Origin of the sequence: Fibrobacter sp. UWB7, from assembly GCF_900142945.1 — a bacterium.
Classification (GTDB): Bacteria; Fibrobacterota; Fibrobacteria; order Fibrobacterales; family Fibrobacteraceae; genus Fibrobacter.
On sequence record NZ_FRCO01000002.1, the window covers coordinates 166,311 to 182,874 of the forward strand.

Sequence of the window (16,564 nt, forward strand, 5' to 3'; positions counted from 1 at the left end):
TTGCTCATGAATCCGAACAAGAAAGAACTTTCCGAAGAAGATATCAAGAACCGCTACATAACGCCGGCGTTGAACGCTGTAGGCTGGGCGGCCGAAGATATGCGTATGGAAAAGTATTTCACCGATGGTCGCGTTATTTTCCAGGGTGGCAAGCATGCCCGCAAACAGGGTAAAAAGGCAGATTACCTGCTTTACTCTTCGCCGAATTACCCAATCGCTATTGTCGAGGCAAAAGACAACAATCACCCTGTAGGTGGCGGTTTGCAACAGGCGATGGATTACGCCCTGATTCTTGACATCCCTTTTGCTTACAGCAGCAATGGCGATGGCTTTGTAGAACACGACTTTTTGACGGGAACCGAAACGGAAATTCCGCTAGACAAGTTCCCGACACGTGAACAGCTCCTTGAACGCGTACGAGCAAAAAAGAATTTTACTCCCGAACAAGAAAAGGTCATTAACCAGCCTTACTATTGGGATGCGGACACTCATGCTCCGCGCTATTACCAGCGAATCGCGATTAACCGCACTGTGGAAGCCGTCGCTCGCGGAGACAAACGAATTCTCCTCGTGATGGCAACGGGTACAGGCAAGACCTATACGGCGTTCCAGATTATCGAACGCTTGCATAAGTCTGAATGCAAAAAGAAGATTTTGTATCTTGCCGACCGCAATGTCCTTATTGACCAGACCATGGGTCAGGATTTCAAACCCTTCAAGAAAATTATGACAAAAGTGAAGGGTAAGGAACTGGATTCCAGTTATGAAATCTATATGGCGCTGTATCAGCAGTTGGTTTCGTACGATGAGGGTGTACCCGATCCGTTTACCGCATTCAAGCCTGAATTCTTCGACTTGATTCTTGTGGACGAATGTCATCGTGGCTCTGCAAAAGAAGATTCCGAATGGCGAAAGATTCTTGAATATTTCAGCGGAGCAACGCAAATTGGCATGACCGCTACGCCTAAGGTCGCGAATGGTGCCAATAACCTGGAATACTTTGGCGAACCGATTTTCACGTATTCGTTGAAGCAAGGTATTGAAGATGGTTTCCTTGCTCCGTATCGCGTGACAAACAGTTTCTTGAATGTGGATTTGAAAGGCTGGGCGCCAGAAGGTCCGCAGGAAATAGACCTTTTCGGCAACGTCATCCCGGAACAGCTGTATCAGCGTCCAGATTTTGGGCGAGAACTAGTTATCAAGACCCGTCGTGAAGTTGTCGCACGTCGCATTACGCAGATGCTATACAAGATTGGTCGTATGACCAAGACGATTGTTTTCTGTACCGATGTGGAAGAAGCCGAAGCGATGCGTCAGCTGCTTGTGAATTTGAATGCCGACATGGTTAGGGAAGATTCCCGCTATGTCATGCGCATTACAGGCGATGATGCCGTCGGGAAAAAGCAACTTGGCAACTTTATTGAGCCTGATGAAGCTTACCCGGTTGTGGTGACGACTTCTGAAATGTTGAGTACGGGCGTAGACTGCAAAACTTGCGGACTTATCGTTATCGACAAGGAAATTGGCACGATGACGGAGTTCAAGCAGATTGTCGGTCGCGGCACCCGACTCAAGACGGACAAGGGCAAATGGCATTTTGAAATCCTTGATTTCCGCAATGCAACGCAGATGTTCAAGGATCCTGAATTTGACGGTGAACCCGAAATGCCTGAAGAGCCTGCGCATGGTGGCGGCGGTGGTGGTTTGCATGAGCCCAAGCATCCTTACAATCCAGGTCCGAAAAAGTATTACATCAACCATGTCGAAGTAAAAATTGATGCCGAAACGGTCTCGTATCTGGGCGCTGATGGTAAAACGCAAGTGGTTGAAAGTTTTACCGATTTTACCCGCAAGAACATCCGTGGCAAGTTTGCAACGCTGGACGATTTTATCAAGCGCTGGTCTGCCGAAGCTCGTAAGGCCGCTATTGTCGATGAACTCAAGGAATACGATGTACTGATTGATGCAATCCGCGAAGCGAATCCCGACTTGGCTAAAGTGGATGTTTTCGACATCATTTGCCATGTGGCTTTTGACCAGAAACCATTGACGCGTCGTGAGCGCGCAAATAATGTGAAAAAGCGTAATTATTTAGCGAAATATGAGGGTAAGGCGCGCGAAGTTCTAGAGGCTTTGCTTGTCAAGTATGCCGACGATGGAATTTTACAGATGGAGCAGAATGACGTTCTGAAATTGGATCCGTTTAGCCATATCGGCACGGTTCCCAAGATTATGAAGCTCTTTGGTGGGCGAGAAGGCTATGAAGCCGCCGTTATAGACCTGAAAAAACAGCTCTACTTGACCGACAATGTCGCATAATATATATTTACGATGTCGTTGTATTTGTCGGTCTAATTGTCGTAGTAAATGTCAGTGTAAATGTCGCTCTATTTGTCAGGTTATATGTCGGAGTAATAAGTGTATCAGCCGCCCTTTAAATTGAATTCTGAGATTCTTTCTCTTGCAACGGAAATTTCGTCGTTGATAGAGCGCTTTGTCATTCGCTTGGAACAAGCGGATAAGCTCAAGTTGCGTAAGGCGAATAAAATCAAGAGCATTCACAGCTCCCTTGCTATAGAAGGTAATACATTAAGCGAAAATGTAGTGAGCGACATTATCAACGGCAAAAGAGTTCTTGCTTCACAACGCGAAATCATTGAAGTCAAAAACGCTTTGGCAACTTATGAATTATACCCTAAGCTCAATCCCTTTTCTATTAGGGATTTGTTAAAGGCTCATGGCGTAATGATGCACGGTATAACTCTTGATGCAGGGCGGTTCCGTAGTTGTAACGAAGGCGTTTTCAATGGGAAAAAGTGCATCCATTTAGCGCCTCCGCCGGGCAGAGTTCCTGCGTTAATGGCTGATTTGTTTGAATGGCTAAAAAAGAGCAAGGAACATTTGCTGATTCGTTCTTGCATTTTCCATTACGAGTTTGAGTTTATCCACCCGTTTAGCGATGGAAATGGTCGTATGGGGCGCTTGTGGCAGTCGCTTATTCTCGGTAAGTGGAACCCCGCCTTTGAACATTTGCCGGTTGAAAATATGGTCTATGCCAACCAGCAAAAGTATTATGATGCTATTGCGAAGTCTTCTGTGGCGGGGGAGTGCAGTCCGTTTATTGAATTCATGCTCCAGAATATTCTTGATACATTGAAACAATTCAAGGATATTCCTGTTGAAGAGGGGACTGCATTGGCAAACGACATTAAGCTCTCGTTGCGTCAGAAGAAAATTATTGATATGATAAACGATGGTGATGTCACCATTGCAATGATTGCAAAAAAATTAAAGGTTTCAGAAAGGACAATCGATCGTGAAATGTCCAAGTTGCAAGACTTGGATGTGATTGCTCGCGAAGGCTCCGACAAAACCGGTCGCTGGATTGTCAAATAGGTTTTATAAGGTAATATATGTCCGTAAATAACTTGGTCAAGAGATTGCAGAACGAAATGCGTGGCGATGCCGGTATCAACGGCGACGCCCAGCGAATCGAACAGATGGTGTGGATGTTTTTCTTGAAGGTCTATGACGCTCAGGAAGAAATCTGGGAATGCACCAAGGACAAGTACAAATCCATCATTCCCGAAAAGATGCGCTGGCGCAACTGGGCTGTCGATGAGAAAGACGGCAAGGCGCTCACGGGCGATGCGTTGCTCGCGTTCGTGAACAACGAACTTTTCCCGACGCTCAAGAACTTGCCCGTGAACGAGAATACCCCGCGCGGTAAGGCGATTGTGCGGATGGTCTTCGAAGATTTGAACCAGTACATGAAAGACGGCATCATCCTACGCAAGCTCATCAACATCATCGACGAAGTGGACTTTAGCGATGCCGACGACCGCCACACCTTCGGCGACATTTACGAAGGAATCCTGAAAGATTTGCAGAGTGCGGGCAATGCAGGCGAATTCTACACGCCGCGTGCATTGACCGACTTTATCGTGCAACAGCTGCACCCGAAACTCGGCGAAACCTTTGGCGACTTTACCAGCGGAACGGGCGGCTTCTTGACCAGTTGCCTGAACTACCTAAAACCCTCCGTAAAGACAACAAGCGACGAAAAGAAATTCCAGTCGTCCATTGTCGGGCAGGAATGGAAACCGCTCCCGTACCTGCTATCGATAACCAACATGCTTGTCCACGACATCGAAGAACCGAACATCACCCATACAGATTCGCTCGGCCGCAAGGTGACGGAATTCAAGGACAGCGACAAGGTGGATTGCATCGGCATGAACCCGCCCTATGGCGGCAGCACCGGAATGAACGCCAAGCTGAACTTCCCGACGAGCATGCAGAGCAGCGAAACCGCCGACCTTTTCATTGTGCTCATCATGTATCGCCTCAAAAAGATGGGCCGTGCAGGCGTGATTATCCCCGACGGGTTCCTGTTCGGCACCGACGGCGCAAAACTCGCCATCAAGCAGAAGCTGCTCCGCGAATTCAACCTGCACACCGTCATTCGCCTGCCGGGCAGCATCTTTAGCCCTTACACCAGCATCGCGACGAACATCCTGTTCTTCGACAACGAAAAGGCGAAAGGCGCCCCGACAGGGTTCAGCACCAAGGAAACCTGGTTTTACCGCCTCGACATGCCCGAAGGCTACAAGCACTTCAGCAAGACGAAGCCCATGCGCCTGGAGCATTGCAAACCCATAATGGACTGGTGGAACAACCGCGAAGAAATCCTCGAGACCAACGACGACGGCGAAGTCGTGAGCGAAAAGTCCCGCAAGTTCACCCCCGAAGAACTCGTGGAAATGGACTGCAACTTTGACCAGTGCAAGTTCCCCAAGGAAGAAGAGGAAGTATTGCCACCCGCAGAACTCCTGGAAGACTACCACAAGAAACGCGCCGCGCTGGATGCCAAGATTGACAAAAAGCTTGAAGAAATCCAGAAACTTTTGGGAATTGACACCATTGTCATCCCCGACTCCGTTCGGGGATCTAGGAGCTAGCGACGATGGACGGAAAGCAACTCAAGAACAGCATCTTGCAATGGGCGATACAAGGCAAACTCGTTCCCCAGAATCCCAAGGACGAATCTGCCCAAAAACTACTAGAGCGCATCGCCGCATCTCGAAACGAAGGCGAATCGCGTCATTCTGAGCGTAGCGAAGAATCCAGTAAAGGTTCAAAGAACGCGTCATTGCGAGGAGCTAAGGCTATGAAGCAATCTAAGGCTTTGTCTTCCCGCATCTATCGTGAAAACGGCGTCTGGTATGAACAAGTCGGCACCACCGCTCCTAAGGACATTTCTGATGAAATTCCGTTCGAAATCCCCGAAAGTTGGGCGTGGTGTAGAATTGGCGATATCTTTTATCATACAAGTGGAAAGCAACAAAGTAGTTCCAATAAGAAAGGATCGCCTCAAAAATTTATAACAACTTCAAATTTATATTGGGGCAGATTTGTTCTTGATAATGTGAAGGTTATGAATTTCACTGATGAGGAAATAAAAAGTTGCTCAGCCACAAAAGGTGATTTATTAGTTTGTGAAGGTGGTGCTGGATATGGTCGCTCGGCTATTTGGAATGAAGATTATGACATATGTTTGCAAAACCATATTCATCGATTAAGACCTTGTGTAAATGGAATTTGTGAATACGTTTATTATTTCATTTATTTGCTGAAAGAAACAAATCGATTGGTTTCTGTGGGAACTGCAATGCCGGGATTGTCTGCAAATAGGTTGAAAGGGCTTATTCTTCCCCTCCCGCCCCTAGCCGAACAGAAACGAATCGTCGCAAAACTTGAACAAGTTCTCCCGCTCGCAGAAGAATACGGAGCCGCCCAGGAACAACTCGACAAACTCAACAAGGAACTCCCCGAAGCCCTCAAAAAAAGCATCCTCCAAGAAGCCATTCAAGGCAAACTCGTCCCACAGAACCCCAAAGACGAACCCGCCTCCGTTCTCCTTGCCAAAATCCGAAAAGAAAAAGAATCACTTGTAAAACAAGGAAAACTCAAAAAGAAAGATTTAGAGATTACTCCGATTGATGAAGAAGAAATCCCCTTTGAAATCCCCGAAAGTTGGGTATGGTGTAGAATAAAAGATTTGTCAACGTTGGTCACTAAAGGAACAACTCCAAGAGGCGGAAATGTTGCTTATGCTGAAAATGGAATAGGATTCCTTCGTGCTGAAAATGTAGCTGGATTTGACAGCCTGGACAAACAAAGCCTTAAATATGTTGGCGAGGAAACTCATTATGGCTTTTTACAGCGTTCTATTTTACAAGCTAATGATATTTTAATAACCATTGCCGGAACTCTAGGAAGAACAGCGCTGGTTCGACAAGAGGATCTTCCTTTGAATGCAAATCAAGCAGTAGCTTTAATTCGCCCTATTGTAAGTGACGACATAAACTTAATCTATTTGATATATGCGCTAAATAGTCCTTTGATTCAAAAATGCTTATTGGTGCAAAAGAAAATAACTGCAATTCCAAATTTGACATTGGAAATCATATCGGATTGTTGTATTCCTCTCCCTCCTTTAGCCGAACAAAAACGAATCGTCGCTAAATTAGAACAATTATTTAAGGTACTATAAGTAGAAAAAATGAAACTGGATTTTGCTTCAATTAAAGATTGTTTGAGATTTAGTAGAAATGCGTACTTTTATAAGCGCAATGGCTTGCTGCAAGCCGATGTTGATTCTGCTTTGCAATCTTTGAAAAAGGGTGCATATCATTATTCTTCAACGAATAATAACATTGATTATCAAATAGTGATTTTTAAATGTAAACCTAAAATTCCATCTTTTGCTTCAAATGAAAATTTTCCATGGAAAGAGATTAAATTAGGGTATTTTTTTATTTTAATGGATTCTGATTATGTTGCTATATTAAAGCAAAATACGAATATTCCCTCAAAAATTTCAAATAAATTATATCCTATTGAATATGAACAATTAACAAAATTTCATATTGATGATAAAACAAAATTTAAATCAGTAAATATGCAAAATATAGATGGCCAAAAAACATCAGTATGGACTAAAAGTTATATTGCTGATGATTTGAAACGGAATATTTCAGGAGTTGATGCAGGAAATTTCATTGTTCGAAGCTTACGGGGGAAAAATGAAAAAAATAGAATATCAATTTGCGTAAATTCATCTCGTATTAATCAGTATGGTTCGAAAATTCAACTAGAAGAAATTTGTTCATGGATTGCAGAATCTTTTAATGAATTAAGACAAAAAGAACGAAATGATGTTGAAAATAATTTTATATCAAATTTTGCTTTACAAGAAACGTTTAATGGTGCTGCTGTTCCTTCGTCTATTTTTCTGCATACGGAATATCTGAAATCTTTATTTTGTGAAACTCCTATAATAGAAAGTAAACCAAATTTCAATATATATAAATATTTAGATTCTTTTTATGATTCGGTAAAAGTAAAAAAAGATGAATTAGGAAATTTTGTGGCTAATTATAAAGATGATGTTGTTAAAGTTGAATTTTTGTCAGGAAAAACTAATAATAGAATCTGGTTGTCGAATAAAACCTGGAAGAAAATAAAAATTATTGATCAATGTCTTGATAATTTTAAAGAAAAAAATCTCGAGCAAATTATTAATGAAGAAAATTTGTTTAATGTGTATTTTGACAAAAATGCAAAAGTTTATTCAAATGGGAAATTGTTTTCTTCATCAAGGTTGTTAAATAATGCTCCCTTTTTTCTTCAATATATGTCTAATGAGGAAATGAAGGATTCCAAAATAGAAAGCGAAAAATGGAATTCAAAATTAGATTGGAAATCTGGAGATTCTGAAGAAATAAGGAAAAAAAAGAATGATAAAATTGGTAGAATGAAAAAGTGGTATTCTAAAAGTGAATTTTTCTTTGTCGAAAGTAAATTTAGTTCGCCTGATTCTGCTCTTTTCTGCGATGATTTAGAAGATGAATGGGCTGATTTTATAAGAATAAAAGATGATGAGGTATCCTTTTTTGTATGCAAATATAAAAAAGAAAAAAAAGATAGCGCATCGGCATCAGATTTTCAGGATGTTGTGGGGCAGGCTTTAAAAAATTTGGGAAATATGTTGCCTTCTCATGAACAATTGGGAAAAAAACAAGAAAAGTGGAGTAAAAAACATAGTCGGACAAATATTCCGAGGGCAAATGTTGATGAACAATCTATTGAGGAGTATATAAAAAAATGGGAATGTGGAATGATGCAGCCTATGTTTAAAAAAAGAATGTGCTTGGTTGTTAATTTTTTAAACAAAGATGATTTTGTCAATCAGATAAAAAAAATGCAAAATGATTTCAAAAAGAATGTAAAATCAACAAATAAAAATGAATATGCTTTTCAAAAATTGTGGATTCTCTCTATGTTTGTGAACGCCTGTCTTCAGATAAATGTTGAACCTCGAATAATTTGCAAATGATATTTGTGTAGAAATGAAAAATACTCTGAGTGTTATAGTAGCTAGGGTGTAAAGGATCTTTTTATGAATAAAGAATGGAATAAGCTCCGCATTTTTGATGGTTCTCAAGAAAAAGCCTTCGAAGAATTGATATGTCAATTAGCTAGGGCTGAAAAAGATGATAATCGAGAATCTTTTTTTCGAATAGCTGCACCTGACGGCGGTGTTGAGGCGTATTCTGTTCAAAAAGATGGTTTTGAATATGGTTGGCAAGCAAAATACTTTTCTTCTTTAGGAATGGCTCAATGGTCTCAAATAGAAGAATCTTTTAAGACTGCATTAGAAAAACATCCAAAGTTGGTTAAATACATTGTATGCGTTCCTTTGGATCGTCCTGATCCACGAATTACAGTTACAAAAGGAAAACGAGCGGGAAAAAGCAATAAATCTCTGATGGATCGCTGGAATGAAAAAGTTGCGCTTTGGAAGAATTTAGCAGAAAAACAAGGTAGAACCGTCGATATAGAGTTTTGGGGCGATTCTGAAATTTTTTATAGGTTAAGTAAAGAAGAGAATAGAGGCCGAAAATATTTTTGGTTTAACGAAGAATCCTTTTCTAAGGAATGGTTTGCGGATAGGCTAGAACAGTCTATTGCCAATTTAGGGAAAAGATATACTCCTGAGCTTAATGTTAATTTGCCGATTGCTGAAATTTTTGACGGCTTGTCTGGCGGAAGTTTCTTTTACAAGCATTTTTATGAGTGTATTAATCAGGTGTTAAGTAATCGAGATAAAATCAATTGTAAGGAATATTCCAAAGATGTTGAATTAAGAGGAAAAGATATAGATTGTAAAATTGATAAACTGTATGATATTTTAAAAAAAGGCGATAGATTATCGTTAGACGATGTTGTAAACTCAAAAAAGATTTTAAATGATCTCCATCATCAGTTGTTTAATTTTATTGAATTGGTGAAAAATTGGTCTCGCTCGAAAGAAAAAAATCGTTTTGATTATGTTTGTTCATCTATTTCTGAATATTTAATAATAATATTAAATTCATTGAAATATTTTGAGTCGGATTCATATAAATTATTTCTGAATCCGAATATGCTGCTTGTTGGCGATGCAGGAACAGGAAAATCGCACCTATTTGCTGACATTGCGATGAAGAGATTGCGCAAAAATGCTTATACTTTTTTATTCCTTGGAAATCAGTTTAATGATAACGATTTATGGGATCAAATTTTAAAAAAACTTTTTATAGAATGTTCCCGAGATGTTTTTTTAGGCGCATTAGACTCTCTTGCTGATTCGTGTAATGAAAGAATACTTTTCTTTTTCGATGCTTTAAATGAATGTGATTATCATAAGTTTTGGAACCGAAATATATCAGGATTTATAGCATCAATTCGTAAATACAAAAATTTGGGAGTTGCTTTTAGCATAAGAAGTTCATATAGAAGGAAAGTCTTAACTTTGGACTTGGAAGATGCTTGTAATTTTGTTGAAATTAAACATTGTGGATTTTCTGGTGTTGAATATGATGCTATTAGCCTATATTTCCAAAAATATGAAATAGAAATGCCTTCGATGCAAATGTTGAATCTTGAATTTTCAAATCCACTTTTTTTGATGCTTTTTTGTGAGGGATTGAAAAAGAGTGGTTTTCACAAAATTCCAGAAGGATATTATGGATTAACAGATGTTTTCAATGCTTATCTAAACAACGCTAATAATGCAATATGCAATAAATTAGATATAGATTCTAATTATCCCTTAGTTGAAAATATTTTATCGGCGATTGCAAATGAAAAATTGAATGGAAAAAAATTAAAAATAGAAAATGTCCATGAAATAATTTCAAATTGTGTTCGTAATCTTGGCAAAGAATCTTCTGTAATTTATAAAGAATTGATATCAGAAAATTTGCTTAAAGATTATTGCAACAATGAAGGTCAAACAAATGTTGACTTTGCTTTTGAACGCTATTATAATATCATTGTTGCAAAAATGTTGCTGAATGAGGGACTGAGTGAATATTCTAATATAAAACAAGTTTTTAAAAAGAGTGAAAAAATAAACAGAATAACTGATCAAGGTATTATAAAAGCAATAGCAATACTACTGCCAGATCTGTATAATATAGAATATATTGAAGTCGTACCTAATAAAAAAGCATATTGGGTCAAGCTCGCTTTTTTGTATAGCCTTAAGTGGCGTAAAAAGGAAAATATAAAAACTGATAAGATTTATAGTTATATAAAAAAAGAAATTATTCCTGACGAAGATTTCTATGAATGCTTTTTAGAACTTTTGCTTTTGCTTTCGTCGGAACCGAATCATCCTTTGAACAGCCTTTATTTACATCAATACCTTTGGAATCTTTCGATGGCCAAACGTGATGCCAAATGGTCTACCTACATCCACGACATATATGATGATGTCCATGAAGAAAATAACATTGTTCGCGTACTAATAGAATGGGGTGAAAAGCATTCATTGGAATATCTTTCCAAAGAATCTATTCGTCTTTATTCTCAAACATTAATGTGGTTTTTGACGAATTCGAACAGGCAACTTCGGGATCGAGCTACGAAGTCTCTAATAAGAGTTCTAAATAAACATATTGATATTCTTTGTTCTTTAATTGATATGTTTACGGATGTTAATGATCCTTATGTCGTTCAACGTCTATATGCTGTGGCATTTGGCTGTGCTGTTCGCTGTGTAAAAGATGAAGATTTGCTAATGCTGTGTGATAAGGTTTATAGAAAAGTCTTTTCGACGCAAAAGGTCTATGCGGATATTCTTTTAAGGGATTATGCAAAAAATGTAATAGAGTATGGAAAATTCCGAAATCTTAAATTTGATTTCGATATGAGTAAAATTTATGGCCCATTTAAAAGTTCTTTGCCGAATATTTTGCCAACAAGAGAAACAATAAAAAAAATGATTGTTCCATATGAGGAATGCGTAAAGGATTGTCGAAAAAATGGTATAAACCAAATAATTAAATCAATGGCTACTGTTGATCATATGCCGTATGGTGATTTTGGACGATATACATGGGAGAATGCTTTTGATTGTTGGAATGTTGATATTCACGGATTGAGTAATTATGCAATAAAGATGATTTTCGATGAATATGGTTATGACTATACTTTACATGGTGCATTTGATGATTCTGTAGGCAGTTCTGACCGTCAACAATCACAAATAGAACGAATAGGTAAGAAATACCAGTGGATAGCTTTTTTCAATCTTCTTGCTCGTGTAGCCGATAATTGTGAAGTAAAAAGAAATGTTTATGATTGTGCAAATCATGAGGTAAAATATGTCGGAACATTTGAACCATATGTAAGAGATATTGACCCGACAATATTATTAACTAAATCCATAAAAGAAGGTCCTTCGGAACGGTTGGACAAATCTTTTTGGGATGAAGATAATTTATCGTGGATTAAGTCGAAATCAAATTTACCGAACCCAGTCAGGTTTATTTGTCGAAAAGATAATAATGGGAAAGAATGGCTTTCTTTAGGGGAAACCTTGGTTTTTAAGCAACCGCTAAAATTGGGCGAAAAGCCCTTTTACATCGGTCAAAAAGATTTTTACTATATGCTTAAGGCATACATTTTCAAAAAAAGTGAATCTAGTAAGATAAAAAAGTGGGCTAAAAACAAAAATTTCTTTGGTAGGTGGATGCCTGAAAATAGTGAATGTTTTGAGGTCTACGACAAAGAGTATTATTGGTCAGATGCATTTTATTCTGTGTATGGATCTGATTTATGGGAAAATTTAGTTGATGAATCTACTGTTGTTGGGCAAGTTGGAATTACCAATTACCATTATTTTTGGGAAAATGAACAGGATTTTTCTAAAGAAAACACTCTATCATATCTTAAACCATCAAAGTTGTTATACGACATTCTAAAAATTGGTCCGAGTGAATATGACGGAAAATACACAAATCAAATGGGGGAGATTATTTGTGTAGATCCCTCTGTAGATGGAAAGGGTAATTCGTCTTTGCTTGTACGTAAGGAGGATTTGTTGAATGCTTTGAATGAAAATAATTTGGATATTTTCTGGACAGTTTTGGGAGAGAAAAACATTCATCAAAAGAACGATGATGAGTATATAGAAGGTCAAGTCATTTCTGGAATAGCATATTTTGATAGAGCTAAGAAAAAACTAAAAACAGAGATGAATTTTTTCAAAAGATAGCAGGATAATAGTGATTACTTCCAAGTTGTATAAATACCTTGATGCCGATGGTGGTTTGAAGATGCTGAAATGCCACAATCTTCGATTTGCTAATGCCACTAGGTTAAATGATCCGTTTGATTGCCATTCTAGTTTGATAGATTTTTCTAAAGTTCCTGCAGAAAGATGCAAAAGATGGCCGTCACATTTGATTGAAAAAATGGAATCTTGCCAATACGAGAACTTACGCAAGCGTACTTGGATTTGCAGCTTATCTAAAGTCTATGAATCTCTTCTTATGTGGTGCTTTTACAGCAGTTACAACGGCATTTGTATCGGCATAGATATGGAAAAAGCGGATAAGTATCTATCTCGGATGATGAATGGATTCAATTTTGGTGTACAACAATTGGAAGTGCAGTACAAGGACATTCTCAATAAACCAGATTTTTTTCATAAAATAGACATGATTAATTATACTCGTTATCAGCTGTCAACAAAAGCCAAAGAATGGGAACATGAAAAGGAAGTCCGTTTATTACTGACAGAACCGTTGGTTGGAGCAATCCCTTCAGAATATTCTGATAGTGCTAAAAAGGCAGATGGTTCGGTTGATTACGAAGATGTTCGCTTTTATCCGGTTATAGGAAGAGAATGTTTTTGCGAACTCTATCTTGGTATTAATATGGAAAAATCTAAGCAGGCTGAATTCTTGAAAGTCGCAAGATGGCTTAATCCTGAAATGAAAATTTTTAAGATGACTGTTGATCCTGATGCGTTTCGGTTGAAACCACAAGCCATTGATTTTGGTTGATTTCGCACACGACTTCTAAAATGTCAAATTATGTCTTGATGAGAATGTATATTTAATGGGATAACGGAGTGACCTTTAGAAAAACGGAAAGCGATCTATATATGGCAAAGATAACAGTAGAAAATACAGAAATTTCGGTTATCAGTTTTGATAATCGTGATTACATTTGTTTGACGGATATGGCTGGGGCTAAGGAAAATGATGCTCGTGCGGCTGATGTTATAAAGAATTGGCTTCGCAATCGTTATACATTGGAATTTTTAGGTACTTGGGAGACTATTCACAATCCCGATTTTAAAGTGGTCGAATTTGACCACTTTAGAAAAGAAGCCGGATTGCCCACATTCGTGCTGAGCTGTAGTGAATGGATTGAAAAAACGAATGCCGTTGGCATAGTTGTAAAGAAAGGGCGTTACGGCGGCACCTATGCCCATAAGGATATTGCTTTTGAATTTGGCTCTGCAATAAGTGTATCTTTTAAGTTGTATCTTATCGAAGAATTCCAGCGTCTTAAAGAAGAAGAGCAAAAACAAATTGGATGGAGCGCTAAACGGGAATTGGCGAAAATTAATTATCGCATACATACTGACGCGATTAAACAGAATCTGATTCCTCCAAAGCTTACTGCACTGCAGAAATCTTTCGTGTATGCAGATGAAGCTGATATGCTCAATGTTGCTATGTTTGGAAAAACAGCCAAGGAATGGCGTGAAGAGAACCCTTCACTAAAAGGTAATATCCGAGATTACGCTTCAATTAACCAACTTATTTGCCTTTCTAATATGGAAAACTTGAATGCCGTTTTTATAAACGAGAATCTTCCTCAATCAGAACGCTTGGAAAAATTGAACAAAATCGCCATCCAGCAAATGAAGGTCCTTGAGAATGTTGACGGACGGAAACTATTGATTGATAGTGAAAAGTAAGTGTATTGGGGTATTCCTGCGTATTTTCTTGAATAACAAACCATGTCCACAATTCTCCTTTCCATCAAACCTGAATATGTTCACAGAATTCTTGACGGCTCAAAGAAATATGAGTTCCGCAGAAGTGTCGCCAAACGTAAAGTCGACCGAATTCTCATTTATTCAACCGCTCCTGAAATGAAGGTGGTTGCGATGGTTGAAGTTCTAGGCGTTTTGAAAGATTCTCCGAAAAAACTTTGGGAAAAAACTCGTGCTCATGCAGGAATATCACGTCCGAAGTTTATGGATTATTATGCAGACAAATCGGTGGCATACGCATATCAGTTAGGTGAATTGCAAAAATTTGATACTCCCAAGACGCTTGCTGAATACGGCATTACCGCCGCTCCGCAGTCTTTCGTGTATATTGATGGGTAAATCCAAATTTTTACTGTGACATGAAAAAATGTCACAGTAAAATGTCACAGTAAAAAAAATTGCCCGACAGAGTCGGGCTTGATTGGCGGCTTAAGAATAGGCTTTATTTAGCCAAATTCGAACTTTTTTTCTTGGAAAGTATATCTTCTTTACGGACTTTGAAGAGTTCGGCTGCTTTTTCGGGTGTCAAAATGCCAGCATCGATCATAAGCTGTGCAGATTCAAGAATGCCATCACCTTTTCCTTGCAGGTAAGCTCCTTGTTTCTCGTAAAGCAAATCCGTCATTTCGTCACCTCATTCAAAAGCGTTTCGTCCGTGTACCCTGTCAAAGATACATCCTTGATGACGTCCTTGTCAAGAAGCCGCTTTGGTTTGCAAAAACACTCATTTTGTCAACTATAGATATCGGTGCGTTGATCAACCGCGACTTTAAAAATAGGCTTTTTTTCCCAAATTTTGTAAAGCGCTTTCCATTTTTTGTTGAGGTTTTACGCCTTTTGTCGCTCCTTTTGGTCTTTTTATCCTCCATTTGTGTAAGTAAACAATATTTTCGCAATTTTTTGTCGATTTTCTTGTCTTTTTCCAAATTTTCCTAGTATATTCTTTTCTGTGTTTAATAAAAATGCCCTTAAAAGGGGTGTTTTGGTTCAATTTGGAGATTTAAATGGCAGAAGATTTGCAAGCCCTTATGGAACGCATCCAGAAGGATGCTGTCGAAAAGGCAGAACTCGCAGCAGCAGATATTATTTCTAAGGCAAAGGACAAGGCGGCCGAAATTGTCAGGGCTGCCGAAGACGAAGCCAAAGCAAAACTCGAAAACGCCGACAAGGAAGCTCAAGCATTTACAGAACGCAGCGAACGCACTTTGGAACAGTCCGCTCGCGATTTGCTCCTCTCGGTGGGCAAGAACCTCGAAAAGATGATTCTTGATCTTCTCAGCCTCCAGATTGACAAGTCTCTCGATGAATCGACCGTGAAGAACATGCTCCTCACAGTTGCAAAGAGCTATACCTCCGACATCGAAATCAACTTCTCCGAAGCCGATGCCAAGGCCCTCACGAGCTTTGTGATGGGCGAGTTTGCAAAGCAGCTCAAGGCTGGCGTCAAGGTCGAAAGCGACAAGGGCGTCAAGTTTGGCTTCCGCGTTAAGCTCGATGGCGGCAAGGTCAGCCACGAATTTACAGAACAGGCAATGGCGGAATCTCTTTCTGCCTTGCTCAGACCGCAACTTGCAAAGATTGTAAACAAGGCCGCCCAGGGCAAATAAGGCGGTCCAATGAGCAGTCCAGCATATTTGATGGCATCGCTTCCGATGCTAGAACTGGGCGACGTTCCGCCCCTTAGCATGGCCGAGTTCCGTGGCCGTTGCGAAGGTGTGCTGGACGCCCCAGAACTCGAAGCGCTCGACGCCCTTTTAGCGGGCGAAGAGAGCGATGATGAATTTGTTAGGGAATACCAGTCCCGCGAAACCCAGATGAGAAACGTTTCAGGTAGGCTCCGCGCCCAGGCGTGGGGCCCTGAAGTGCGTTTTGCGGAACGTTCATTCTCTGGTTATGACGTCACCTTTGCGAAGATGATTCAGGACGCGTTCATGAAGTCAAATCCGCTTGAAAAGGAACTGGATATCGACCGCGCCCGTTTTTGGCTTGTGGATAGCCTTGCCGGTGTAGGCGAGGGGACCATCAAGCACGTCTACGCCTATGCGATTAAGCTTAGAATCTGCGAGCGTTGGGCTCGTTTGAACGATATCGCAGGCGACAAGGCCGTCATCAATATTATTAATGAAAACGATCCTGCATACAGGCAGGAATGAGTGG

Annotated in this window: 12 protein-coding genes; 11 read left to right on the forward strand and 1 reads right to left on the reverse strand. The window is 39.7% G+C overall.

Features of this window, described 5'->3' with window-relative positions; translation table 11 throughout:
* Nucleotides 1–6: 6 nt before the first annotated feature.
* From BUC30_RS06240 to BUC30_RS06280, 9 genes are all read left to right on the forward strand, one after another.
* Nucleotides 7–2,319, forward strand: a complete 2,313-nt coding sequence (locus tag BUC30_RS06240) for an EcoAI/FtnUII family type I restriction enzme subunit R (RefSeq protein WP_073424059.1) — start codon at nt 7–9, stop codon at nt 2,317–2,319.
* A gap of 120 nt (nt 2,320–2,439) precedes the next feature.
* A complete protein-coding gene (locus tag BUC30_RS06245) occupies nt 2,440–3,396 on the forward strand; it encodes a Fic family protein (protein WP_211518009.1) in 957 nt (318 codons plus the stop codon).
* A 17-nt stretch (nt 3,397–3,413) separates the two neighbouring features.
* Nucleotides 3,414–4,961: a class I SAM-dependent DNA methyltransferase gene (locus BUC30_RS06250; RefSeq protein ID WP_073424061.1), complete on the forward strand. Its 1,548-nt coding sequence runs from the start codon at nt 3,414–3,416 to the stop codon at nt 4,959–4,961.
* Nucleotides 4,962–4,966: 5 nt separating this feature from the next.
* Nucleotides 4,967–6,556 (forward strand): restriction endonuclease subunit S, encoded by a 1,590-nt coding sequence (locus BUC30_RS06255; protein WP_073424062.1) that lies wholly within the window; start codon nt 4,967–4,969, stop codon nt 6,554–6,556.
* A 9-nt stretch (nt 6,557–6,565) separates the two neighbouring features.
* Entirely contained in the window at nt 6,566–8,401 is a 1,836-nt protein-coding gene (locus tag BUC30_RS06260) for a hypothetical protein (protein ID WP_073424063.1), read from the forward strand.
* 63 nt (nt 8,402–8,464) lie between these two features.
* Nucleotides 8,465–12,610, forward strand: a complete 4,146-nt coding sequence (locus BUC30_RS06265; protein WP_073424064.1) for a hypothetical protein — start codon at nt 8,465–8,467, stop codon at nt 12,608–12,610.
* Nucleotides 12,611–12,620: 10 nt separating this feature from the next.
* Nucleotides 12,621–13,403, forward strand: coding sequence for a DUF2971 domain-containing protein (locus BUC30_RS06270; protein ID WP_073424065.1), 783 nt, complete (start codon nt 12,621–12,623; stop codon nt 13,401–13,403).
* A 101-nt stretch (nt 13,404–13,504) separates the two neighbouring features.
* Nucleotides 13,505–14,329, forward strand: a complete 825-nt coding sequence (locus BUC30_RS06275; protein WP_073424066.1) for a KilA-N domain-containing protein — start codon at nt 13,505–13,507, stop codon at nt 14,327–14,329.
* 42 nt (nt 14,330–14,371) lie between these two features.
* Entirely contained in the window at nt 14,372–14,746 is a 375-nt protein-coding gene (locus BUC30_RS06280; protein WP_073424067.1) for an ASCH domain-containing protein, read from the forward strand.
* A 103-nt stretch (nt 14,747–14,849) separates the two neighbouring features.
* Here BUC30_RS06280 and BUC30_RS06285 read toward each other — a convergent pair whose 3' ends face one another.
* The gene (locus BUC30_RS06285; protein WP_139260797.1) at nt 14,850–15,032 is read right to left on the reverse strand and encodes a hypothetical protein; all 183 of its coding nucleotides are present in this window, start codon (nt 15,030–15,032) and stop codon (nt 14,850–14,852) included.
* A 379-nt stretch (nt 15,033–15,411) separates the two neighbouring features.
* Here BUC30_RS06285 and BUC30_RS06295 point away from each other — a divergent pair, with 379 nt between their 5' ends.
* On the forward strand, nt 15,412–16,014 hold the full coding sequence (locus BUC30_RS06295; RefSeq protein ID WP_014544947.1) for an ATPase: 603 nt from the start codon (nt 15,412–15,414) through the stop codon (nt 16,012–16,014).
* A 9-nt stretch (nt 16,015–16,023) separates the two neighbouring features.
* Nucleotides 16,024–16,560 (forward strand): hypothetical protein, encoded by a 537-nt coding sequence (locus BUC30_RS06300; protein WP_073424069.1) that lies wholly within the window; start codon nt 16,024–16,026, stop codon nt 16,558–16,560.
* The last annotated feature ends 4 nt before the right edge of the window (nt 16,561–16,564 follow it).

Excerpts from the sequence above, each read along its gene's own strand:
- BUC30_RS06260 (WP_073424063.1), top strand. The coding sequence starts at position 6,566 with ATGAAACTGGATTTTGCTTCAATTAAAGATTGTTTGAGATTTAGTAGA.
- BUC30_RS06285 (WP_139260797.1), bottom strand. The coding sequence starts at position 15,032 with ATGACGGATTTGCTTTACGAGAAACAAGGAGCTTACCTGCAAGGAAAA.
- BUC30_RS06255 (WP_073424062.1), top strand. The coding sequence starts at position 4,967 with ATGGACGGAAAGCAACTCAAGAACAGCATCTTGCAATGGGCGATACAA.
- BUC30_RS06295 (WP_014544947.1), top strand. The coding sequence starts at position 15,412 with ATGGCAGAAGATTTGCAAGCCCTTATGGAACGCATCCAGAAGGATGCT.
- BUC30_RS06240 (WP_073424059.1), top strand. The coding sequence starts at position 7 with ATGAATCCGAACAAGAAAGAACTTTCCGAAGAAGATATCAAGAACCGC.
- BUC30_RS06275 (WP_073424066.1), top strand. The coding sequence starts at position 13,505 with ATGGCAAAGATAACAGTAGAAAATACAGAAATTTCGGTTATCAGTTTT.
- BUC30_RS06250 (WP_073424061.1), top strand. The coding sequence starts at position 3,414 with ATGTCCGTAAATAACTTGGTCAAGAGATTGCAGAACGAAATGCGTGGC.
- BUC30_RS06265 (WP_073424064.1), top strand. The coding sequence starts at position 8,465 with ATGAATAAAGAATGGAATAAGCTCCGCATTTTTGATGGTTCTCAAGAA.
- BUC30_RS06280 (WP_073424067.1), top strand. The coding sequence starts at position 14,372 with ATGTCCACAATTCTCCTTTCCATCAAACCTGAATATGTTCACAGAATT.
- BUC30_RS06300 (WP_073424069.1), top strand. The coding sequence starts at position 16,024 with ATGAGCAGTCCAGCATATTTGATGGCATCGCTTCCGATGCTAGAACTG.